Origin of the sequence: Bradyrhizobium sp. U531 (assembly GCF_051710265.1) — a bacterium.
GTDB lineage: Bacteria > Pseudomonadota > Alphaproteobacteria > Rhizobiales > Xanthobacteraceae > Bradyrhizobium.
Genome location: NZ_JASVEN010000002.1, coordinates 412,240 through 431,543, shown reverse-complemented (window position 1 = coordinate 431,543; position 19,304 = coordinate 412,240). Strand labels below are relative to the sequence as shown.

Annotated in this window: 19 protein-coding genes; 11 read left to right on the top strand and 8 right to left on the bottom strand. The window is 65.4% G+C overall.

From position 1 onward, the window contains the following. Positions 1 to 10: 10 nt before the first annotated feature. Together pncA and QRQ56_RS13890 are read right to left on the bottom strand one after the other, a co-directional pair. Positions 11 to 733 carry a bifunctional nicotinamidase/pyrazinamidase gene (gene pncA / locus QRQ56_RS13895; RefSeq protein ID WP_438740748.1) on the bottom strand — a complete coding sequence of 241 codons (723 nt, stop codon included), beginning with the start codon at positions 731 to 733 and terminating at the stop codon, positions 11 to 13. A gap of 287 nt (positions 734 to 1,020) precedes the next feature. Then, entirely contained in the window at positions 1,021 to 1,962 is a 942-nt protein-coding gene (locus QRQ56_RS13890; protein WP_438740747.1) for a hypothetical protein, read from the bottom strand. Between the two features lie 395 nt (positions 1,963 to 2,357). On the opposite strand from QRQ56_RS13890, the gene dnaK reads away from it, so the two are divergent. From dnaK to QRQ56_RS13850, 8 genes are all read left to right on the top strand, one after another. Next, positions 2,358 to 4,259, top strand: a complete 1,902-nt coding sequence (gene dnaK, locus QRQ56_RS13885) for a molecular chaperone DnaK (RefSeq protein WP_438740745.1) — start codon at positions 2,358 to 2,360, stop codon at positions 4,257 to 4,259. 244 nt (positions 4,260 to 4,503) lie between these two features. Further along, on the top strand, positions 4,504 to 5,631 hold the full coding sequence (gene dnaJ, locus QRQ56_RS13880) for a molecular chaperone DnaJ (RefSeq protein ID WP_438740743.1): 1,128 nt from the start codon (positions 4,504 to 4,506) through the stop codon (positions 5,629 to 5,631). An 87-nt stretch (positions 5,632 to 5,718) separates the two neighbouring features. Next, positions 5,719 to 6,318, top strand: a complete 600-nt coding sequence (locus tag QRQ56_RS13875) for a class I SAM-dependent methyltransferase (RefSeq protein WP_027534962.1) — start codon at positions 5,719 to 5,721, stop codon at positions 6,316 to 6,318. A gap of 57 nt (positions 6,319 to 6,375) precedes the next feature. Continuing rightward, positions 6,376 to 6,954: an NADPH-dependent FMN reductase gene (locus QRQ56_RS13870; protein WP_438740740.1), complete on the top strand. Its 579-nt coding sequence runs from the start codon at positions 6,376 to 6,378 to the stop codon at positions 6,952 to 6,954. Between the two features lie 6 nt (positions 6,955 to 6,960). Beyond that, entirely contained in the window at positions 6,961 to 7,671 is a 711-nt protein-coding gene (gene pyrF, locus QRQ56_RS13865) for an orotidine-5'-phosphate decarboxylase (RefSeq protein ID WP_438740738.1), read from the top strand. Positions 7,672 to 7,696: 25 nt separating this feature from the next. Next, on the top strand, positions 7,697 to 8,008 hold the full coding sequence (locus tag QRQ56_RS13860) for a DUF1330 domain-containing protein (RefSeq protein ID WP_438740737.1): 312 nt from the start codon (positions 7,697 to 7,699) through the stop codon (positions 8,006 to 8,008). Between the two features lie 228 nt (positions 8,009 to 8,236). Continuing rightward, on the top strand, positions 8,237 to 9,052 hold the full coding sequence (gene dapB, locus QRQ56_RS13855; protein ID WP_438740735.1) for a 4-hydroxy-tetrahydrodipicolinate reductase: 816 nt from the start codon (positions 8,237 to 8,239) through the stop codon (positions 9,050 to 9,052). Positions 9,053 to 9,069: 17 nt separating this feature from the next. Further along, on the top strand, positions 9,070 to 9,693 hold the full coding sequence (locus QRQ56_RS13850; RefSeq protein ID WP_438740733.1) for a 2,3-bisphosphoglycerate-dependent phosphoglycerate mutase: 624 nt from the start codon (positions 9,070 to 9,072) through the stop codon (positions 9,691 to 9,693). A 45-nt stretch (positions 9,694 to 9,738) separates the two neighbouring features. On the opposite strand, the gene QRQ56_RS13845 is transcribed toward QRQ56_RS13850, so the two are convergent. After that, positions 9,739 to 10,635 (bottom strand): methylated-DNA--[protein]-cysteine S-methyltransferase, encoded by an 897-nt coding sequence (locus tag QRQ56_RS13845; RefSeq protein ID WP_438740731.1) that lies wholly within the window; start codon positions 10,633 to 10,635, stop codon positions 9,739 to 9,741. 56 nt (positions 10,636 to 10,691) lie between these two features. Then, positions 10,692 to 11,225 (bottom strand): DUF2244 domain-containing protein, encoded by a 534-nt coding sequence (locus QRQ56_RS13840; protein WP_438740730.1) that lies wholly within the window; start codon positions 11,223 to 11,225, stop codon positions 10,692 to 10,694. 22 nt (positions 11,226 to 11,247) lie between these two features. Here QRQ56_RS13840 and nth point away from each other — a divergent pair, with 22 nt between their 5' ends. Continuing rightward, positions 11,248 to 12,030 carry an endonuclease III gene (gene nth, locus QRQ56_RS13835; protein ID WP_438740728.1) on the top strand — a complete coding sequence of 261 codons (783 nt, stop codon included), beginning with the start codon at positions 11,248 to 11,250 and terminating at the stop codon, positions 12,028 to 12,030. Between the two features lie 10 nt (positions 12,031 to 12,040). Here nth and QRQ56_RS13830 read toward each other — a convergent pair whose 3' ends face one another. From QRQ56_RS13830 to QRQ56_RS13820, 3 genes are all read right to left on the bottom strand, one after another. Then, positions 12,041 to 12,781 carry a sulfate transporter family protein gene (locus tag QRQ56_RS13830; protein WP_438741467.1) on the bottom strand — a complete coding sequence of 247 codons (741 nt, stop codon included), beginning with the start codon at positions 12,779 to 12,781 and terminating at the stop codon, positions 12,041 to 12,043. Positions 12,782 to 13,008: 227 nt separating this feature from the next. Then, positions 13,009 to 13,455: a nickel-responsive transcriptional regulator NikR gene (gene nikR / locus QRQ56_RS13825; RefSeq protein WP_438740726.1), complete on the bottom strand. Its 447-nt coding sequence runs from the start codon at positions 13,453 to 13,455 to the stop codon at positions 13,009 to 13,011. A 132-nt stretch (positions 13,456 to 13,587) separates the two neighbouring features. After that, positions 13,588 to 16,050 carry a heavy metal translocating P-type ATPase gene (locus tag QRQ56_RS13820; protein ID WP_438740724.1) on the bottom strand — a complete coding sequence of 821 codons (2,463 nt, stop codon included), beginning with the start codon at positions 16,048 to 16,050 and terminating at the stop codon, positions 13,588 to 13,590. A 61-nt stretch (positions 16,051 to 16,111) separates the two neighbouring features. On the opposite strand from QRQ56_RS13820, the gene QRQ56_RS13815 reads away from it, so the two are divergent. After that, positions 16,112 to 16,387, top strand: coding sequence for a metal-sensitive transcriptional regulator (locus QRQ56_RS13815; protein ID WP_438740723.1), 276 nt, complete (start codon positions 16,112 to 16,114; stop codon positions 16,385 to 16,387). Positions 16,388 to 16,667: 280 nt separating this feature from the next. Here the strand turns inward: QRQ56_RS13815 and QRQ56_RS13810 are convergent, their stop codons facing one another. Further along, positions 16,668 to 17,645 carry a YiiX/YebB-like N1pC/P60 family cysteine hydrolase gene (locus QRQ56_RS13810; protein WP_438740721.1) on the bottom strand — a complete coding sequence of 326 codons (978 nt, stop codon included), beginning with the start codon at positions 17,643 to 17,645 and terminating at the stop codon, positions 16,668 to 16,670. A gap of 192 nt (positions 17,646 to 17,837) precedes the next feature. On the opposite strand from QRQ56_RS13810, the gene QRQ56_RS13805 reads away from it, so the two are divergent. Then, positions 17,838 to 19,226 (top strand): flavin monoamine oxidase family protein, encoded by a 1,389-nt coding sequence (locus QRQ56_RS13805; protein ID WP_438740719.1) that lies wholly within the window; start codon positions 17,838 to 17,840, stop codon positions 19,224 to 19,226. Positions 19,227 to 19,304: the final 78 nt, after the last annotated feature.

Here is a 19,304-nt window from a genome sequence, read left to right as displayed (position 1 = left end):
CGCGAAAGCCTTACGCGCTCACCGCAATATCCGCGGACTGGATCCGCTTCACGCCGGCCTTGGCCATATCGGCCCAGGCTTTGGCGAGTGAGCCCTGCGTGTCGATGCCGCGGCAGGCGTCTTCCACGACATAGACCTCGAAGCCCGCCTTGCGCGCGTCGAGCGCGGTCCAGGCGACGCAGAAATCTGTCGCCAGGCCCACGACGAAGACGCGCTTGATCTTGCGGCCCTTGAGATAGCCGGCGAGGCCCGTCGAGGTCTTGCCGTCGGCTTCGAGGAACGCCGAGTAGCTGTCGACGTCCTTGTGAAAACCCTTGCGGATGATGAGCTCGGCGTGCGGGATCGCAAGATCCTTCGATAGTGACGCGCCGTCGGTGCCCTGCACGCAATGGTCGGGCCACAGCACCTGCTTGCCGTAGGGAAGATCGACGGTCTCGAACGGCTTCTTGCCTGAGTGCACCGAGGCAAAGGAGACATGGCCCGGCGTGTGCCAGTCCTGCGTCATCACCACGTTCGCGAACGCCTTCGAGATCTTGTTGATGACCGGAACGACCTGCTCGCCTTCCTTCACGGCGAGGCTGCCGCCGGGCAGGAAGCAGTTTTGTACGTCGATCACGAGCAGCGCGGAGCTCTCGTCCGGCTTGATGGACGTCGCCGCAAGCAGCGCGCTTGGCGCGAGAGTCGCGAGAGCTGTCGTTCCCAGCATGGCCAAGATCTGTCGCCGATCGAGCATCGTTCGCCTCCCCTTGAGATGATCCAACGGAAGGGAAGCCTAGTTCCGTTCGTACACGAACAGAAGCCCGAAAATGCGGCCGGGTTTGATGAGGGGTTGGGCTTGCAGACCCGACCTCAGTGTCGTCCCGGGCAAGCGAAGCGCAGACCCGGGACCCATACCCCCAGGGAGGAGTTTGGCGAAGACTCTTGGTGGGGTACTGCGACCGCGTGCAACCGCGAGATCACGCGGTATGGATCCCCGCGTTCGCGGGGATGACACCGAATGTGTAGCGCCGCTTTCGCGCCTCAGCCCTTCGGCTGAATCCCGTCGCGCACCGCGCGGAAGCGGGTGAAGGCGGTTGGCCACTGGTCTCGAGGCGCGCTGGCGACGATGCGCAGCGAGGCGCCGCCGCTGGAGAAGCGGATCCACTGCACCACGGTGACCGGGGTCTTTTCCTTGCCGCTGACACCGTCGATCCGGGTCTCGAAGCCCTGCTGTCCGTTGATGCGGATCGGCTCGGACATGGTGACGCGGGATTCGCGCACGCCGGGGATCTGCAGCGCGGCCTCCTGGGCGAAGCGGGCGCGGTCGTCGGCGGCTTGCGGGGTGGAGCCGATCAGGCCGAGGATCATGAACGGCTTCGACTCATAGCCTGCGCTCTCGTTGCCGTCGGCCAGGATGATGCTCGAGCCCGGCGCCAGCGTGCGGATGTCCTTGAAGTCGGCAAGATCTGTGATCTTGAACGGCATCAGCGCGATCTGCTCTTCGGCCGAGACCTGCTTGCGGGTGGTGGTGCTCGCAAACATCTGCCGCACTGCCTCATCCGTGTAGATCTTGCTCGCATTCTCCGGGATCTGCACCGCGACATAGCCGGAGAAGCCGGCCCCCGGCACGATCATCGAATAGCGCTTCACTGCGGTCTCGCCGGCCTTGCCGCTCTCGGTGGTGAAATAGGCAAGGCCTGCGGGCGTCTCGATCTTGTCCTGCTTGACGCCGTTGGCGCCGGCCGGATTGGCGTTGAAGGCGCTGACGACCTCGCCATAGGCCGCTGGCGGCAGCTCGGTGATCAGCACCTTGACGCTGCCGTCCTCGCTTTCGAAGCCCGGAAAGCTCTTGGCCGTGCTGAGGCCGACCAGCGGCACCATGCCGAGCCGCAAGCCCGGCGGAAAAACGGCGTCGGCCGCGATGGCCGGAAGCACGGAGCTAACGAGAAGGGCGAGCGCGGCGAGGGGGCGGATCAGCTTCATGGGCACTCTGATTGGTTCACATTGAGGCCGTTCGATGGTCGCCCACCGGGCCGCTTTGTCGCGCGCGGCAGCTGTCGTGGCTGCCCGGCCGGCCCGCCTTTTACCGGGTTTGGGCCGGCGGCAACAGGGCGGGGCGGCTTGTGGATGCGGGGGGCTTGCTGACGCCTGAACCTGTTAATAATTCCTCACCCGCAAGTGCGGTGAAGTCCGGATATCTTCTTCCAAAACCCGATGTTTTCGCGGCAGAAACCTAGCTTCGGTCCTTGCGGCCCCCTCCCCCCCTCCTATATGAGCCTCAATCATCGCAATATCGCGGATGTTTGATCTTAGGGGGTTTCGGTTCGGGTGCCTTCTGGGCCCAGCCAACCTGCCGCAAAAACAAGGATATCAGGACCATGGGAAAGGTCATTGGGATCGACCTCGGCACCACGAATTCGTGCGTCGCCGTGATGGATGGCAAGAACGCCAAAGTCATCGAGAATTCCGAAGGCATGCGCACGACGCCTTCGATCGTCGCCGTGACGGACGACGGTGAGCGCCTCGTCGGCCAGCCGGCCAAGCGCCAGGCCGTTACCAATCCCGAGCGCACCTTCTTCGCAGTGAAGCGCCTCATCGGCCGCCGCTACGACGACCCGATGGTCGAGAAGGACAAGAAGCTCGTTCCCTACAAGATCGTGAAGGCTTCCAACGGCGACGCCTGGGTCGAGGCCGACGGCCAGACCTATTCGCCCTCGCAGGTCTCTGCGTTCATCTTGCAGAAGATGAAGGAGACCGCGGAAGCCCATCTCGGCCAGAAGGTCGACCAGGCCGTCATCACCGTTCCCGCCTACTTCAACGACGCCCAGCGCCAGGCGACCAAGGACGCCGGCAAGATCGCGGGCCTCGAAGTGCTGCGCATCATCAACGAGCCGACCGCGGCGGCGCTGGCCTATGGCCTCGACAAGACCAAGACCGGCACGATCGCCGTGTACGACCTCGGCGGCGGCACCTTCGATATCTCCATTCTCGAGATCGGCGACGGCGTGTTCGAGGTGAAGTCGACCAACGGCGACACCTTCCTCGGCGGCGAAGATTTCGACATGCGCCTCGTCGGCTACCTCGCCGACGAATTCCAGAAGGAGCAGGGCATCAACCTGCGCAACGACAAGCTCGCGTTGCAGCGCCTGAAGGAAGCCGCTGAAAAGGCCAAGATCGAGCTGTCGTCGACGACGCAGACCGAGATCAACCTGCCCTTCATCACCGCGGACCAGACCGGCCCGAAGCATCTGACGATGAAGCTCACCCGCGCCAAGTTCGAGGCGCTGGTCGACGATCTCGTGCAGAGGACCGTCGAGCCGTGCCGCAAGGCACTGAAGGACGCGGGCCTGACCGCAGCCGAGATCGGCGAAGTGGTTCTGGTCGGCGGCATGTCGCGCATGCCGAAGGTCCAGGAAGTCGTGAAGCAGCTGTTCGGCAAGGAGCCGCACAAGGGCGTCAATCCGGACGAAGTCGTGGCGATCGGCGCTGCGATCCAGGCCGGCGTGCTCCAGGGCGACGTCAAGGACGTGCTGCTGCTCGACGTGACCCCGCTGTCGCTGGGCATCGAGACGCTGGGCGGTGTGTTCACCCGCATCATCGACCGCAACACCACGATCCCGACCAAGAAGAGCCAGGTGTTCTCGACCGCCGAGGACAACCAGAACGCGGTCACCATCCGCGTCTTCCAGGGTGAGCGTGAAATGGCGGCCGACAACAAGATCCTCGGCCAGTTCGACCTGATGGGCATTCCGCCGGCTCCGCGCGGCATGCCGCAGATCGAGGTGACCTTCGACATCGACGCCAACGGCATCGTCAACGTCTCGGCCAAGGACAAGGCCACGGCCAAGGAGCAGCAGATCCGCATCCAGGCCTCCGGCGGTCTGTCGGAAGCCGACATCGAGAAGATGGTCAAGGACGCCGAGGCCAATGCCGAGGCGGACAAGAAGCGCCGCGAGGCCGTCACCGCCAAGAACGAGGCGGATGGTCTGGTGCATTCGACCGAGAAGGCCCTGGCCGAGCACGGCTCGAAGGTCGCAGAGACCGAGCGCCGCGCCATCGAGGATGCCGTCAGCGACCTCAAGGAAGCGCTGAAGGGCGACGACGCCGAGGCGATCAAGGCCAAGACCCAGACGCTGGCCCAAGCTTCGATGAAGCTCGGCGAGGCGATGTACACGCAGCAGGCCGAGGCCGACGCCAAGAAGGATGCGGCCAAGGACGACGTCGTCGACGCGGAATTCACCGAGGTCGACGACGACAAGAACAACAAGAAGTCCGCCTGAGCCCCGAGAGGGTGACATGCGGACGGCTTGGACCCCACACGCGCAACCGGCCTCCTCCCCTTCGGGGGAGGCCGACGTGTCGGGACGGACGGGACGGGTGCCCGTTACGATCGATCAATTTCCAGCCGTTATGCTGAACGCCGCTATGCAGTCCTCCGCCGCGAGGCGAAAGGCTGCCCATATCGTCGCGCGGCGATGTCGCTTCGCTCCGACTTGAATCGCGATTGGATAGACCGAGCTCAACATGTCCACGTCCACCAAGCGCTGCTACTACGAGACCCTCGAAGTCGAACGCGATGCCGACGAAGGCAAGCTGAAATCGTCGTTCCGCAAGCTGGCGATGAAGTTTCACCCCGACCGCAATCCCGGGGATGACAGCAGCGAAATCAAGTTCAAGGAAATCAACGAGGCCTACGAGGTCCTCAAGGACAAGGACAAGCGCGCGGCCTATGACCGCTACGGCCATGCCGCTTTCGAGCAGGGCGGCGGCGGCGCCGGTTTCGGCGCGGGATTCGCCTCCTCATTCTCCGACATTTTCGAAGACCTGTTCGGCATGGCCGGGCAGCGCGGCCGCGGCGGCCGCGAGCGCGGCGCCGACCTGCGCTACAACATGGAAATCACGCTCGAGGAAGCCTTTGGCGGCAAGACCGCGCAGATCGAGATTCCCGTCTCGGTCACCTGCGAGGCTTGCTCGGGCATCGGCGCCAAGGCCGGCACCAAGCCGAAGACCTGCTCGACCTGTGGCGGCGCCGGCCGCGTGCGGCAGTCGCAGGGCTTCTTCACGCTGGAGCGCACCTGTCCGGGCTGCCAGGGCCGCGGCCAGATGATCGAGGATGCCTGCCCGTCCTGCTCGGGCCAGGGCCGTGTCACCCGCGAGCGGACCTTGTCGGTCAACATTCCGCAGGGCGTCGAGGACGGCACACGGATCAGGCTCGCCGGCGAAGGCGAGGCCGGGGTCCGCGGCGGCCCGCCCGGCGACCTCTACATCTTCCTGTCGCTGGCCCAGCACCAGTTCTTCCAGCGCGACGGCGCCGATCTGCATTGCCGTGTGCCGATCTCGATGGTGACGGCCGCCCTCGGCGGCGAATTCGAGGTGCCGACCATCGAAAAGGGCAAGGCCAAGGTGAAAGTGCCGCCCGGAACCCAGTCCAACCGCCGATTCCGCATTGCATCAAAAGGCATGCCGGTGCTGCGGTCGCGCCAGATGGGCGACATGTATGTCCAGGTCGTGGTCGAGACCCCGCAGAATCTCACCAAGAAGCAGCAGGAATTGCTGGCCGAGTTCGAAAAGCTGTCTTCCGGTAACACCCAGCCGGAATCCGAGGGCTTCTTCGCCAAGGTCAAGGATTTCTTCGGTAATCGGGCGAGTTGACTCGGCTTGACCGTATCGACTTCGGCCTATACGTCTTTATGACCATTTTCTGACACGCCGCGTCCCGCGGTCCCGTCCGGTCCTGACATGCCATTGCCATCGTCCGCGCGTGCGTTGAAGAAGCCTCGTCTCGATGACGAGGTGCGTTTTCTCAGATCTTGGATCGAAAAGCCGCTGCACATGGGCGCGGTGATGCCGTCGGGCAAGCTGCTCGCGCGGACCATGGCCCATTACGTGGACGTCGATTCGGACGCGCCCGTGGTCGAGCTCGGGCCCGGCACCGGCGCCATCACCTCCGCGCTGGTCGAGCGCGGCGTCGACCAGAAGCGTCTCGTCCTGGTCGAATACAATCCCGGCTTCTGCGCGCTGCTGCGCGACCGGTATCCGCAGGCCAAGGTGGTGCAGGGCGATGCCTATCGCCTGCGTGACACGCTCTGGAACGTGCTGAGTGCGCCGGCGAGCGCGGTCGTCTCCGGCCTGCCGCTGGTGACCAAACCGATGCTGACCCGGCTGCGGCTGATCCGCGACGCCTTCACGGCGCTGGCGCCCGGCGCGCCCTTCGTCCAGTTCACCTATGCGGTGGTGCCGCCGATCCCGAAATCGCTGCCCGGCGTGTCCACAGAGGCCTCGGAACGGATCTGGATGAACCTTCCGCCGGCCCGCGTCTGGGTGTATCGCAAGGACTAATTCCGCTGGCTTCCTTCGATGCACGGCGGACTCGTTTCGCCGAACGTATGGAAGTGGATGTCCGCCCCGAAAATCCTGGTCATTCCCGGCTCGCTGCGCACCGGCTCGCATAATGCGAAGCTGGCGGCGGTCGCCGCCTATGAATTCGCCCAGGCCGGCGTCGAAATCACCCGCATCTCGCTCGCCGATTTTCCGCTGCCGATCTATGACGGCGATCTCCAGGCCAAGTCCGGCGTCCCCAAGCACGCCGTCAATCTCAAGCGTATGATCGGCACGCATCACGGCGTGCTGTTCGTCTCGCCCGAATACAACGCCTCGGTGCCGCCGCTGCTCAAGAACGCGATCGACTGGGTCAGCCGCGTGCAGGATCCGCACGAGGCGCGCGGCGAAGTGTTCCGCCATCGCGCCTTCGCGCTTGCCGGCGCCTCGCAGAGCCGGCTCGGCGCGGCGCGTGCGCTGCAGGCGCTCAGGCTGATCCTGACCTCCTGCCACGCCAATGTGATTGCGAGCCAGCTCACGCTCGCCTTTGCCGACCAGGCCTATGACGATATGGACAAGCTCAAGAACGAGGGCGATATCGCCGCGTTGAAGGAGCTGGTCGCGCAATTGATCGACATTTCCCAACGCATGATGTGAGGTGACATGACGCCAGCCGAGATCGCCCCGAAAGACCGCCTGATCGTGCCGCTCGATGTGCCGAGCGTTGAAGCTGCGGAGGCGATGATCGCTGGGCTCGGCGACAGCGTCACCTTCTACAAGATCGGCTATCAGCTCGCTTATGCCGGCGGCCTGCCGCTGATCGGCAAGCTCGCCGACCGGGGCAAGAAGGTGTTCGCCGATCTCAAGATGCACGACATCGGCAACACGGTCGCGCGGGGCGTGGAGAGCGTCGCCAGGCTGGGCGCGACGTTTCTGACCGTGCATGCTTATCCGCAGACCATGAAGGCTGCGGTCGAAGGGCGCGGCGGATCGGGCTTGAAGATTCTCGCGGTCACCGTGCTCACCTCCTACAACGACGACGATCTGCACGCGGCCGGATACCGGCTCGGCGTCTCCGAGCTGGTCGAGGCGCGCGCACAGCAGGCGCAAGTGCTCGGCGTCGACGGTCTCGTCTGCTCGCCGGAAGAGGTCGGCGCCTTGCGCAAGATCGTTGGCCATCAGATGAGCCTCGTTACACCGGGCATCCGACCGGCGGGTGCGCCGAGTGGTGACCAGAAGCGCATCATGACGCCGGGCCGCGCGATCGCCGCGGGTGCCGACTATCTCGTCGTGGGACGGCCGATCCTCGAAGCCGCGAACCCCAAGGCTGCGGCCGACGCGATCCAGGCCGAGATCGCGCAAGCGCTAGGCTAGAGCAAACAACACAGGGAGAAGAACAATGGCAAAGGGCTACTGGATCGGACGCGTCGACGTGAGCAGTGACGAGGGCTACAAGCCCTATGCCGTCGCCAACGGTCCGATCTTCAAGAAATGGGGCGGCCGTTTCGTCGTCCGCGCCGGCAAGTTCACCACCGTCGAAGGTGCCAGCCGCACCCGCAACGTCGTGATCGAATTCCCGGACTACGACACCGCGATCGCCTGCTACAATTCGCCGGAATACCAGGCCAACATCAAGGTACGCCAGCCGCACTCGATCGCCGACCTGATCATCATCGAGGGCTATGACGGCCCGCAGCCGGCGGACGGGTAAAGAGAAATCTGCGCACGCGCCTCGTCCTTAGACGACCGCTCCGCGGTCTCCTCGGGATGAGGCTCAGCAGCGCCGGTAACGGCCGCAACGCCACCACGTACTCCGACCTCATCCTGAGGGCCCGCCGCAGGCAGGCGTCTCGAAGGATGGCTGCGGGCGACCTTACCAAGCCCCTCGGTTGCCGGAACTGGCTCCCCCCGCTACAACGGCGGCGAAGAGGATTACACCATGTCCGACATGCGCTTGATTGTTGCGGGAGCCGGCGGCCGGATGGGCCGCGCGCTGGTGCGGGCGATCGCCGACACCAAAGGCGCCGTGCTGGCGGGCGCGCTGGAGGCACCGGGCTCCGAGCTGCTCGGCAAGGATGCCGGTGTGCTCGCAGGACTTCCCAGCAACGGGATCAAGCTTTCAGCGGATCTCTGGGCGATGGCGAAGGAGGCCGACGGCATCCTCGATTTTACCGTCCCGGCCGCGACCATCGCCAATGTCGCCATCGCCGCCGAGCGCGGCATCGTCCATGTCGTCGGCACCACCGGGCTGTCGGGCTCCGACAACGCCGTGATCAAGAGCGTCACCAACCGCGCCGTGGTGGTGCAGTCGGGCAATATGAGCCTCGGCGTCAATCTGCTCGCCGCTGTGGTCAAGCGTGTCGCCAAGGCGCTCGACCAAAGCTTCGATATCGAGATCGTCGAAACCCATCACCGCATGAAGGTCGACGCGCCCTCGGGCACGGCGCTGATGCTGGGTCAGGCCGCCGCCAGCGGCCGCGGCGTCACCCTCGACGAACATTCCGAGCGGGGCCGCGATGGCATCACCGGCGCGCGTCGGCCGGGCAATATCGGTTTTGCCTCGTTGCGCGGCGGCACCGTCGCCGGCGATCACAGCGTCACCTTCCTCGGCCCGTTCGAGCGCCTGACGCTGTCGCACCAGGCCGAGGACCGCATGCTGTTCGCGCACGGTGCGCTGAAGGCGGCGCTATGGGCGCATGGCAAGAGCCCGGGACACTACTCCATGGCCGACGTGCTCGGCCTGTCTGACATCTGAACAACGGAAAGAAGTTGATGAGCGAACGTCTTCTCGTGCTCGTGCGCCACGGCCAGAGCGAATGGAATCTGAAGAACCTGTTCACCGGTTGGAAGGATCCCGACCTCACCGAGCTCGGTGTGAAAGAGGCCACGGATGCCGGCCGCAAGCTCAAGGCGCAGGGGCTTCAGTTCGACGTCGCCTACACCTCGGCGCTGACGCGCGCGCAGCACACGCTCGATCTCATCCTCGGTGAGCTCGGCCAGAAGGGCCTGCCGACCACCAGGGACCTCGCGCTGAACGAGCGCGACTACGGCGATCTCTCGGGCCTCAACAAGGACGACGCGCGCAAGAAATGGGGCGAGGACCAGGTGCTGATCTGGCGCCGCTCCTACGACGTGCCGCCGCCCGGCGGCGAAAGCCTGAAGGACACGCTGGCGCGCGCATTGCCCTATTACGTCCAGGAGATCCTGCCCGGCGTGCTCAACGGCAAGCGCACCCTCGTCGCCGCCCACGGCAATTCGCTGCGCGCGCTGATCATGGTGCTGGAGAAGCTCTCGCCCGAAGGCATTTTGAAGCGCGAGCTCGCCACGGGCGTGCCGATCATCTACCGGCTCAATGCGGATTCGACCGTGGCGTCGAAGCTGGATCTGGCGGGTTGAGTTCCTTCTCCTCTCCCCGCAAGCGGGGAGAGGGGAGAAAAACAATCACTGCATCCCCAGCTGCCCGGCCTCCCAGCCCAGCATCGCCTGCTTGCGGGTGATGCCCCAATGATAGCCGGTGAGCGTACCGCTCTTGCCGAGCGCGCGGTGGCAGGGCACGACGAAGGAGACCGGGTTCTTGCCGACCGCGGCGCCGACGGCGCGCGAGGCCTTCGGGCTGTTGATGTTGCAGGCGATGTCCGAATACGACACCGCGCGCCCCATCGGGATCTTCAGAAGCGTCTCCCACACCCGCACCTCGAAATCGGTGCCGATCATCACCACGCGCAGCGGCTGGTCCGGCCGCCACAGCTTGGTGTCGAAGACGCGCGCGGCGAGCGGCGCGGTGCCTTCGTGATCCTCGACATAGATGGCGTTCGGCCAGCGCCGCGTCATGTCGGCGAGCGCGACCTTCTCCTCGCCGTGATCGGCAAAGGCGAGGCCCGAGAGGCCGCGATCGGTCGCGATCACGATCGCGGTGCCGAACGGCGAGGGGTGGAAGCCGTAGCGCAAGGTGAGGCCGGCGCCGCCGTTCTTCCATTCGCCCGGCGACATCGCTTCGTGGGTGACGAAGAGATCGTGCAGCCGGCCCGGGCCCGACAGCCCCGAATCGAGCGCGGCATCAAGGATGCTGGCGGAGTCCCGCAGCAATCCCTTGGCGTGGTCGAGCGTCAGCGCCTGCATGAAGGCCTTCGGCGTGATCGAGGCCCAGCGGCGGAACAGATGGTGCAGCTCGTCCGGCGTAACGCCGGCCGCATCCGCCATCGCTTCGATGGTCGGCTGCGCGCGCCAGTTCTCCGAGATGAACGCGATCGCCCGACGGACCGAATCATAGTCGCGCAACGCGGCGTTCTGGGTGCCCGGCTTGGCCAGGCGCTGGTCATGTATGGCGAGTGTCATCATGGGCGGAAATGTAGGCGTCCGAGGGAGGTGAAACCACCCGATTTCCGACCCGGCGGTCAGGTGATTGGATTGTAGGTCGGGCCGCGCTTGGCGGCATTCAGTGCCTCGACCAAGCCTTTGTAAAAACTCGCCTTTTCATCCGGCCCCAGGAATCGCGCGATCCGGATCTGGTGACCGCGCGAGATCAGATAGAGATGCTCGATGCCGAAATCCTCGTCGACCTCCATGTCGAGCCGGACCCAGAGCGGGTTGAAGCTCCATTCGACCACCTGGCCGCGGTGGCTGATGCGCCGTACGCGCAGCTCGGATGTCGTGACGGTGACTTCCTCGCGCGCTTGCGCGGTGCGGAAATTGGCCCTGAACGCCCACCAGACCACGAGCACGTCGAGGCCGAAGAAGCCGAGCACCGGCCAGGCGCCCTTCATCAGGAAGACGAGGCCGGTGGCGAAGCTGACGACGCTCAGAAACAGCATCACCGCGAGGAAGCCGGAGCGATTGAGCGAGCGATGCGGCGTCAGCAGCGCGGAGAAGATCTGCTGATCGCGCAGATCTTCGAAACGCTCGTGCTCAATTTCGTTGCCTGGGCTCATCGTCCCTCAGTATATCCCGATCATGGCGAAAATCACCCGCAAGCAGGCTCCGCGCAAAGCGCCCGTGCCGAAGAAGACGGCAAAGGCGGCCGTTGCGAAGCTCAACCCTGCCAAGAAAAAGCCCGCGCAGAAATCGGCGCCGGCCAAGAAACCGCTCAAAGCGATCAAACGCTGGACGCCGGCCGAGGTTCACGAGGTTTTCAGCCGTTTTCGCAAGGCCAATCCGGAGCCGAAGGGCGAGCTCGAGCACGTCAATCCGTTCACGCTGCTGGTTGCGGTCGTGCTGTCGGCACAGGCCACCGATGCCGGCGTCAACAAGGCGACGCGCGCTTTGTTCGAGATCGCCGACACGCCGCAGAAGATGCTCGACCTCGGCGAGGAGCGTCTGCGCGACTACATCAAGACCATCGGCCTCTATCGCACCAAGGCCAGGAACGTGATCGCGCTGTCGGCCAAGGTGCTCAGGGAGTTCGGCGGCGAGGTTCCGCGCACGCGCGCCGAGATCGAGTCATTGCCCGGCGCCGGACGCAAGACCGCCAACGTCGTGCTCAACATGGCCTTCGGCGAGCACACTATGGCGGTCGACACGCACGTCTTCCGCGTCGGCAACCGCACCGCTCTTGCGTCCGGCAAGACGCCGCTGGAGGTCGAGCTCGGCCTCGAAAAGGTGATTCCGGCCGAGTTCATGCTGCACGCCCATCATTGGCTGATCCTGCACGGCCGCTATACCTGCCTCGCGCGCAAGCCGCGCTGCGAGGTGTGCCTGATCAACGATCTCTGCCGATGGCCGGAGAAGACGGTGTGAGACGGCGCCGTTAGCGCATCTGCCGCGCCGGCTCGATCAGCTCCGGCCGCGGGCCGGACAGCCGCTTGTGCATGTGAACCATGAAGGCCATGCCGAAGATCGGCGTCGCCAGGTTGACGATCGGGATCGAGACGAAGGCCGCGATGAACAGGCCGGCGGTGAAGATGGTCGCGGCATTGTCGCGCCGCATCGCCTTGGCTTCCTCCGGCGAGCGGAAGCGCATCGCGGCGAGCTCGAAATATTCGCGGCCCAGCAGCCAGGCGGCGGCGATGAAGAAGATCAAAAAGCCGGCGCCGGCGAACAACACCAACGGCAGCGCGACGATATACACCAGGATCGTCAGCAGCGCGGTCTTGACGCCTTCGAGGATCGCCTGGCTGAACGGCAGCGCCGTGCCCGGGCGCTCGGCGGGATAATGCTCACGCTCGACGATGTCGGCGACGTCGTCGACGAACAGGCTCGCCACCAGCGAGGTGATTGCCGGCATCAGGAAGATGCCGCCGAACACGACGCCGAGACCGGCCGCGATCGAGACGATCCAGGACAGGACTTCGAGGGAAGCGTGCCAGCCCGGTCCGAGCAGGCCCTCCAGCCAGACCTCGCCGGAGGTCGCAAACCAGCTGAGCAGCCGCTGCAGGCCAATCGCCAGCACGATGATCAGCACCAGCGCCAGCCCGATCGATCGCCACAGGATCGAGCGCATCGGCGGCGAGATCATTTGCGACAGCGCCTTGATGGCGGCATCCAGCATGGGGGGCCCTTTCACGAAATCACCCGCGAGAGGTAGACACCCAATGCGGCTTCGGCAAGGGAGGCCGCTGCCTGCGGCGGACCGAAGGTCTCGTGTCCCGGACGCAGCGCGGCATGCAATGACGCGCTGCAGAGCCGGGACCCAGGAGCTTGACGCGAGATGGGCACCGGCTCCGCAGCACACCGCTGAATTGCGCGCTGCGCTGCGTCGGGGCACCCAACTCTCAACTAGTCGTGCCGGTGCCCGTGCTTGCGCGCCTTGGCCGGCTTGCCCTCGCCGGTCGGAATCATCACCACGCGGCCATAGCGCACGCCGCGTTCGGCGATGATGTGGTCGGCGAAATGCCTGACCTCGGAGGCGTCGCCGCGCAGCGCCGTCATCTCCATGCAATTGTTGTCGTCGAGATGGACGTGCAGCGTCGCCAGCGCGAGCTCGTGGTGGCCGTGGAACTCCTGCACCAGTCGTTTCGACAGATCGCGGGCGGCGTGGTCGTAGACATAGACGAGGCCGGCAACGCATGGACCGGTCTGTGCGGTATCCTCGGTGCTTTGTTGCAGGCCGGCGCGGGCGAGGTCGCGGATGATCTCGGAGCGGTTCTGGTAGCCGCGCGCCTCTGCAGCCGCGTCGATCTCCGCCAGCAGATCGTCTTCGATCGTGATCGTAATCCGCTGCATCAGATGCTCCCCGCCGCTCGCCTATATCCCGTGAACCGTAGCCCGGATGGAGCGAAGCGCAATCCGGGGCAGCCTCGATTTGTTGGCAGAACCCGGATTTCGCTTGCGCTCCATCCGGGCTACGCAGTGTCCCTATAGCCGCGTCGCGCGCAGGCGCAGCGCGTTTCCGACCACGCTCACCGAGGACAGCGCCATCGCCGCCGCGGCGATGATCGGCGAGAGCAGCAGGCCGAAGGCCGGGTAGAGGATGCCCGCCGCGATCGGAATGCCGGCGGCATTGTAGATGAAGGCGAAGAACAGGTTCTGGCGGATGTTGCTCATCGTCGCCTGCGACAGCTTTCGCGCGCGGACGATGCCGATGAGATCGCCCTTGAGCAGGGTGATGCCCGCGCTCTCCATCGCCACATCCGTGCCGGTGCCCATGGCGATGCCGACTTCAGCGGCGGCCAGCGCCGGCGCGTCGTTGACGCCGTCGCCGGCCATCGCGACGATGCGGCCGGCCTTCTGCAGCTTTGTGACCACCGCGCTCTTCTGATCCGGCAGCACCTCGGCCTCGACATCGGCGATGCCGAGCCGGCGCGCCACCGCCTCCGCCGTGGTGCGGTTGTCGCCGGTCAGCATGATGACCTTGATGCCCTCGGCAGCGAGCGCCTTGAGCGCCTCCGGCGTCGAAGCCTTGACCGGATCGGCGATCGCGAACAGGCCGGCAAGCTTGCCGTCGACGGCCATGTTGATCACCGTCGCGCCGTCGCCGCGCAGCCGTTCGGCTTCGGCGTCGAGCGCCCCGGTGTCGATGCCGATCGACGACAGATATCTGGCGTTGCCGAGCGCGATGGTCTTGCCGTCGACCTTGCCGGTGGCGCCCTTGCCGGTCGGCGAGTCGAAGTGCTCGACCTGGCCGAGCGCCAGCTGCTTCTCCTTGGCGGCGCGCACGATCGCGTCGGCCAGAGGGTGCTCGCTGGCGCGTTCGACGCTGGCCGCGAGCCGCAGGATGTCGTCTTCCGCAAAGCCGGACGCCGGAACGATGGCGACCACCTTGGGCTTGCCCTCGGTCAGCGTTCCCGTCTTGTCGACCACCAGCGTGTCGATCTTCTCCATCCGCTCCAGCGCCTCGGCGTTCTTGATCAGAACGCCGCCTTGCGCGCCGCGCCCGACGCCGACCATGATCGACATCGGGGTCGCCAGGCCCAGCGCGCAGGGGCAGGCGATGATCAGAACGCTGACGGCGGCGACGAGGCCGAAGGCCAGCCGCGGCTCCGGTCCGAACCAGGCCCAGGCGCCGAACGCGGCGAGGGCGACGACGATGACCGTCGGGACGAACCAGCCTGCGACCTGATCGGCCAGGCGCTGGATCGGTGCGCGCGAGCGCTGCGCGTCCGCCACCATCTGCACGATCTGCGACAGCAGCGTCTCGCGTCCGACCTTGTCCGCGCGCATGATGAAGCTGCCCGACTGGTTCAGCGTGCCCGCGATGACCTTTGCGCCGGTCTCCTTGGTGACAGGCATGGATTCGCCCGTGACGAGGGATTCGTCGAGCGAGGACCGTCCTTCCAGGATGGCGCCATCGACCGGCACCTTCTCGCCGGGACGAACGCGCAGGCGGTCGCCGGCATGGAGCGTGTCGATCTCGACCTCATGCTCGCTACCGTCGGCATCGACGCGGCGCGCGGTCTTGGGCGCGAGCTGCAACAGCGCCTTGATGGCGCCGGAGGTCGCGTCACGGGCGCGCAGCTCCAGCATTTGGCCGAGCAGCACCAGCACGGTGATGACGGCCGCTGCCTCGAAATAGACCGCGACCGCGCCCTCATGGCCGCGAAACGCGGCAGGGAAGAGCTGCGGCACGAGCGTGCCGGCGAGGCTGTAGACATAGGCGACCCCGGTGCCCATCGCGATCAGCGTGAACATGTTGAGGTTGCGTGTCAGCAGCGACTGCCAGCCGCGAACGAAGAACGGCCAGCCGGCCCACAACACCACCGGCGTTGCGAACACGAGCTGGATCCAGTTCGAGAGCGTCGGGTCGATCCAGCTGTGCGGGCCTGCGAGATGGCCGCCCATCTCCAGCACGATGGCCGGCAGCGCCAGCGCGCCGCCGATCCAGAACCGCCGCGTCATGTCGGCAAGCTCCGGATTGGGTCCGGTCTCCAGGCTTGCGACTTCCGGTTCCAGCGCCATGCCGCAGATCGGGCAGCTGCCGGGTCCGACCTTTCGGATCTCCGGATGCATCGGGCAGGTGTAGATGGTGCCCGCGGGCATTTCCGGCTCGGGCGCCTTTTCCTTGGCGAGATATTTGCCGGGGTCGGCTTCGAACTTGGTGCGGCAGCCGGCCGAGCAGAAATGGAAGGTCTCGCCGTGATGGTCAAAGCGGTGCTTCGAGGTCGCGGGATCGACGCTCATCCCGCAGACGGGATCCCTAACCTTGGTCGCGGTGTCACCGTGGTCATGACCGTGATGATGCGCATGTCCTGCATGATCGCCATGCCCGCCGCACCATGAGGACGCAGCCGGCTTGGCGGCCGGCGGCGCCGCCTTGCTCGAGCAGCCGCATCCGGCGTGCGCGTTTGCGTCGTGATGATGCCCGTGTTCCGCGTCGTTCATTGTGCTGCTCCGGCCGTATCCGGGTCTTGCAACCCATACCCGGTAGGGGTATATAGACCCCATGCGCAAGGACATCAAGGCATCCCTCGGAAAACGTCTCGGCCGGATCGAAGGCCAGGTTCGCGGCCTGTCGAAAATGGTAGAGGAAGACCGCTACTGCATCGACATCGTGACGCAGATCTCAGCGGTGCGCGCCGCGCTGCGGCGGGTCGAGGAGGAAGTCCTCAGGGATCACGTCGCCCATTGCGTCGAGCACGCCATCGCGAGCGGCGACAAGGCCGATCAACGCGAGAAGATCGCGGAGCTGATGGCGGTGATCGGGCGGGCGGAGCGGTAGGTTTTCACCGTCGTCATTGCGAGCGAAGCGAAGCAATCCAGAGTCTTTCCGCGGAGAGATTCTGGATTGCTTCGTCGCAAGAGCTCCTCGCAATGACCGCTGTTGAGACGTGAACGCGCCCCACGAACAGCTGTCGTCCCTGCGAACGCAGGGACCCATAACCCCAGGGTGGAGTTTGGCTACGCCTAGTCGTTCGGTACTTCTACCGCAGGCAATCGACACATCACGCGGTATGGGTCCCTGCGTTCGCAGGGACGACAGCGGTTAGCGACAGCGATAGCTACGCCGCGATCTCGCAAATATCTCCGTGGTGTTGGGCCCGGTACCTCGCGAGCTCGCTCAGCTGCACGAAATGTTCGGAGAAATTGCTGCTCATCTCTGCGAGCTCCGCGCTCACTTCTTCAGCCGGAATCGCATCCGGCGCCGTTTGGTCAACCGCTTCAAGAACGAGCGGCGGCGCACTGATCGTTTCTGGAAACACACTGAATGTGCCCGCTACCTCCTCGAGCGGCTTCTGCTTGTCGGCCCAGTGCAGCGCGGTGTAGTCGAAGCCGTGCACGATGGTGGGTTTGACCACTTCGAAATAGGGCGAGATGTCGAAGTCGCGGGGCATGTAGAGCGAGGAATCGCGGATGTGCAGGATCTCGCGGCGGGCGGCGCGGCTGCCGGCCTTGGTGATCTTCGGCAGGATCGGGTAGCGCACCGCATCGAACGCCTGCGCAATCAGCGCCGAGCAGATGATCTTGGTCGGATCGCCCGAACCGATCGCGATCATGCGCCGTCGCCAGCGCTGCGGCACCGGCAGCGGGAACAGGAAGCGCATGAGGTCGACGATGTTCTTGGTGTCGTAGCCGAAGCCGATGCGGTTGATCGCATAGCGGCAGACCGTGGTGCGGTCCTCATAGGACAGACCGACCGGGCGGCAGACGCGGGTGTGATAAGGGAAATATTTCGACAGCGGCGCGGAGGTGACGCCTTCGCCGATATTGGCCTCGATCAGCACATGCGGCTCGCCGTCGGGCTCCTCGGCGCCCTCGACCGGCCCGACATAGAGCGCGGCATGCGACCAGGTCGACTGCGTCAGATATTTGATGATACCGGAGATGCGGTTGTTGCCCTCGACCAGCAGGACGTCGCCGGGCTCGATGACGCCGCGCAGATGTTCCGGGTCACTCGGCGTGAACGGCTCGTAGCCGGGCACCTCCTTCGAGAGGTACGCGGCAATCAGCTTGCCGACTGAATCAAGGACCGTCCCCATTTCAAACTCCCCCCACGGCCTTTTCCGGCCGTCTTTTTCCCTTCTCTATCATGGTCCAAACGTGTTGCAATTCGGTTCATTCCTCCGTGACGTCAAGCACGATTGATTCACCATGATGGTTGCCGTGCAACATCAGATGCGGCAAGGTTCGCTGACTGTTCCCGTTCGCCGCAAGTCCTCGGAAACCATGCCATGACAATCACGCGCCGCGGTTTCCTGGTCGCGTCGACGGCTCTTGCCGCGATGCCGGTCCTGCGTGCGGCTGCCGCGCCGCTGCCGCGCGAGGCCGATATCGTCGTGATCGGGGCGGGAGCCGCCGGAATCGCCGCGGCGCGGCGCATCATGGCGACGGGCCGCAAGGTCGTCGTGCTGGAAGCGGCATCGCAAATCGGCGGCCGCTGCATCACCGACAGCACCACCTTCGACACGCCGTTCGACCGTGGCGCGCGCTGGATGCACAATCCCGACACCAATCCGATGATCCGGCTGGCGCGCAGTGTCGGGCTGGACGTGCTGCCGGCACCGACGGGCCAAAAGATGCGCATCGGCCGCCGCAACGCGCGCGCGGGCGAAACCGAGCAATTTTTGGCAGCGCTGGTGCGCGCCAACCGCGCCATCGATGAGGCGTCGCGGGGCAAGCTGGATAGTTCCTGCGCCTCCGTGCTGCCAAAGGACCTCGGCGATTGGGCAGGCGCGGCGGAGTTCATGCTGGGTGCGAACTTTGCCGGCAAGGACCTGAAGGATCTCTCTGCGATCGACAAGGGGCGTGCGCAGGACCGCAACGCGGCGATCGCCTGTCGCCAGGGCCTCGGGACGCTGATCACCAAGCTTGGCGAGCAGGCGCCGGTGGCGCTGTCGACGCCGGCGAGCCGGATCGCCTGGACCAGCCGCGACGTCAGCGTCGAGACGCAAGCCGGCAAGATCGCCGCGCGCGCCGCCATCATCACGGTCTCGACCAACGTGCTGACGTCAGGCGCGATCAAGTTCGCGCCCGATATTCCCAAGCGGACGCTGGATGCGGCATCGAAGCTCGGCCTCGGCAGCTACGATCGCATCGTGCTGCAACTGCCGGGCAATCCGCTCGGCCTGTCGCGCGACGACATCCTCATCGAGCAGAGCAATTCGACGCGGACTGCGCTGATGTTCGCCAATATCGGCGGCTCCTCGCTGTGCTCGATCGACGTCGGCGGCGCGTTCGGCCGGGATCTGTCCGAGCAGGGCGAGAAGGCGATGGCCGCCTTCGCCAGGGAATGGATCACGAAACTGTTCGGCAGCGAGGCCGCTTCCGCGGTGGAGAAGACCAGCGCAACGCGCTGGAATGCGTCGCCTTACGTGATGGGTGCGATGTCGGCGGCTTCTCCGGGCGGTCAGCTCTCGCGAAAAATCCTGAGCGAGCCGATCGGCAATGTGTTCCTCGCCGGCGAGGCCACCCACGAGACGCTGTGGGGCACGGTCGACGGCGCCTGGGAAAGCGGTGAACGCGCCGCGGACGCAGCCTTGCGCAAGATCGGTGCGCTGAAGGACGAGCCTGCGGATGTGCCGACGCAATCGACGAAGAAGCGGCGCACTCCGCGGCAGTAAGGCGATTGTACCAACAACCTCCGCCGTCGTCCCTGCGAACGCAGGGACCCATAACCACAGGACGTGGATTTGCGAAGA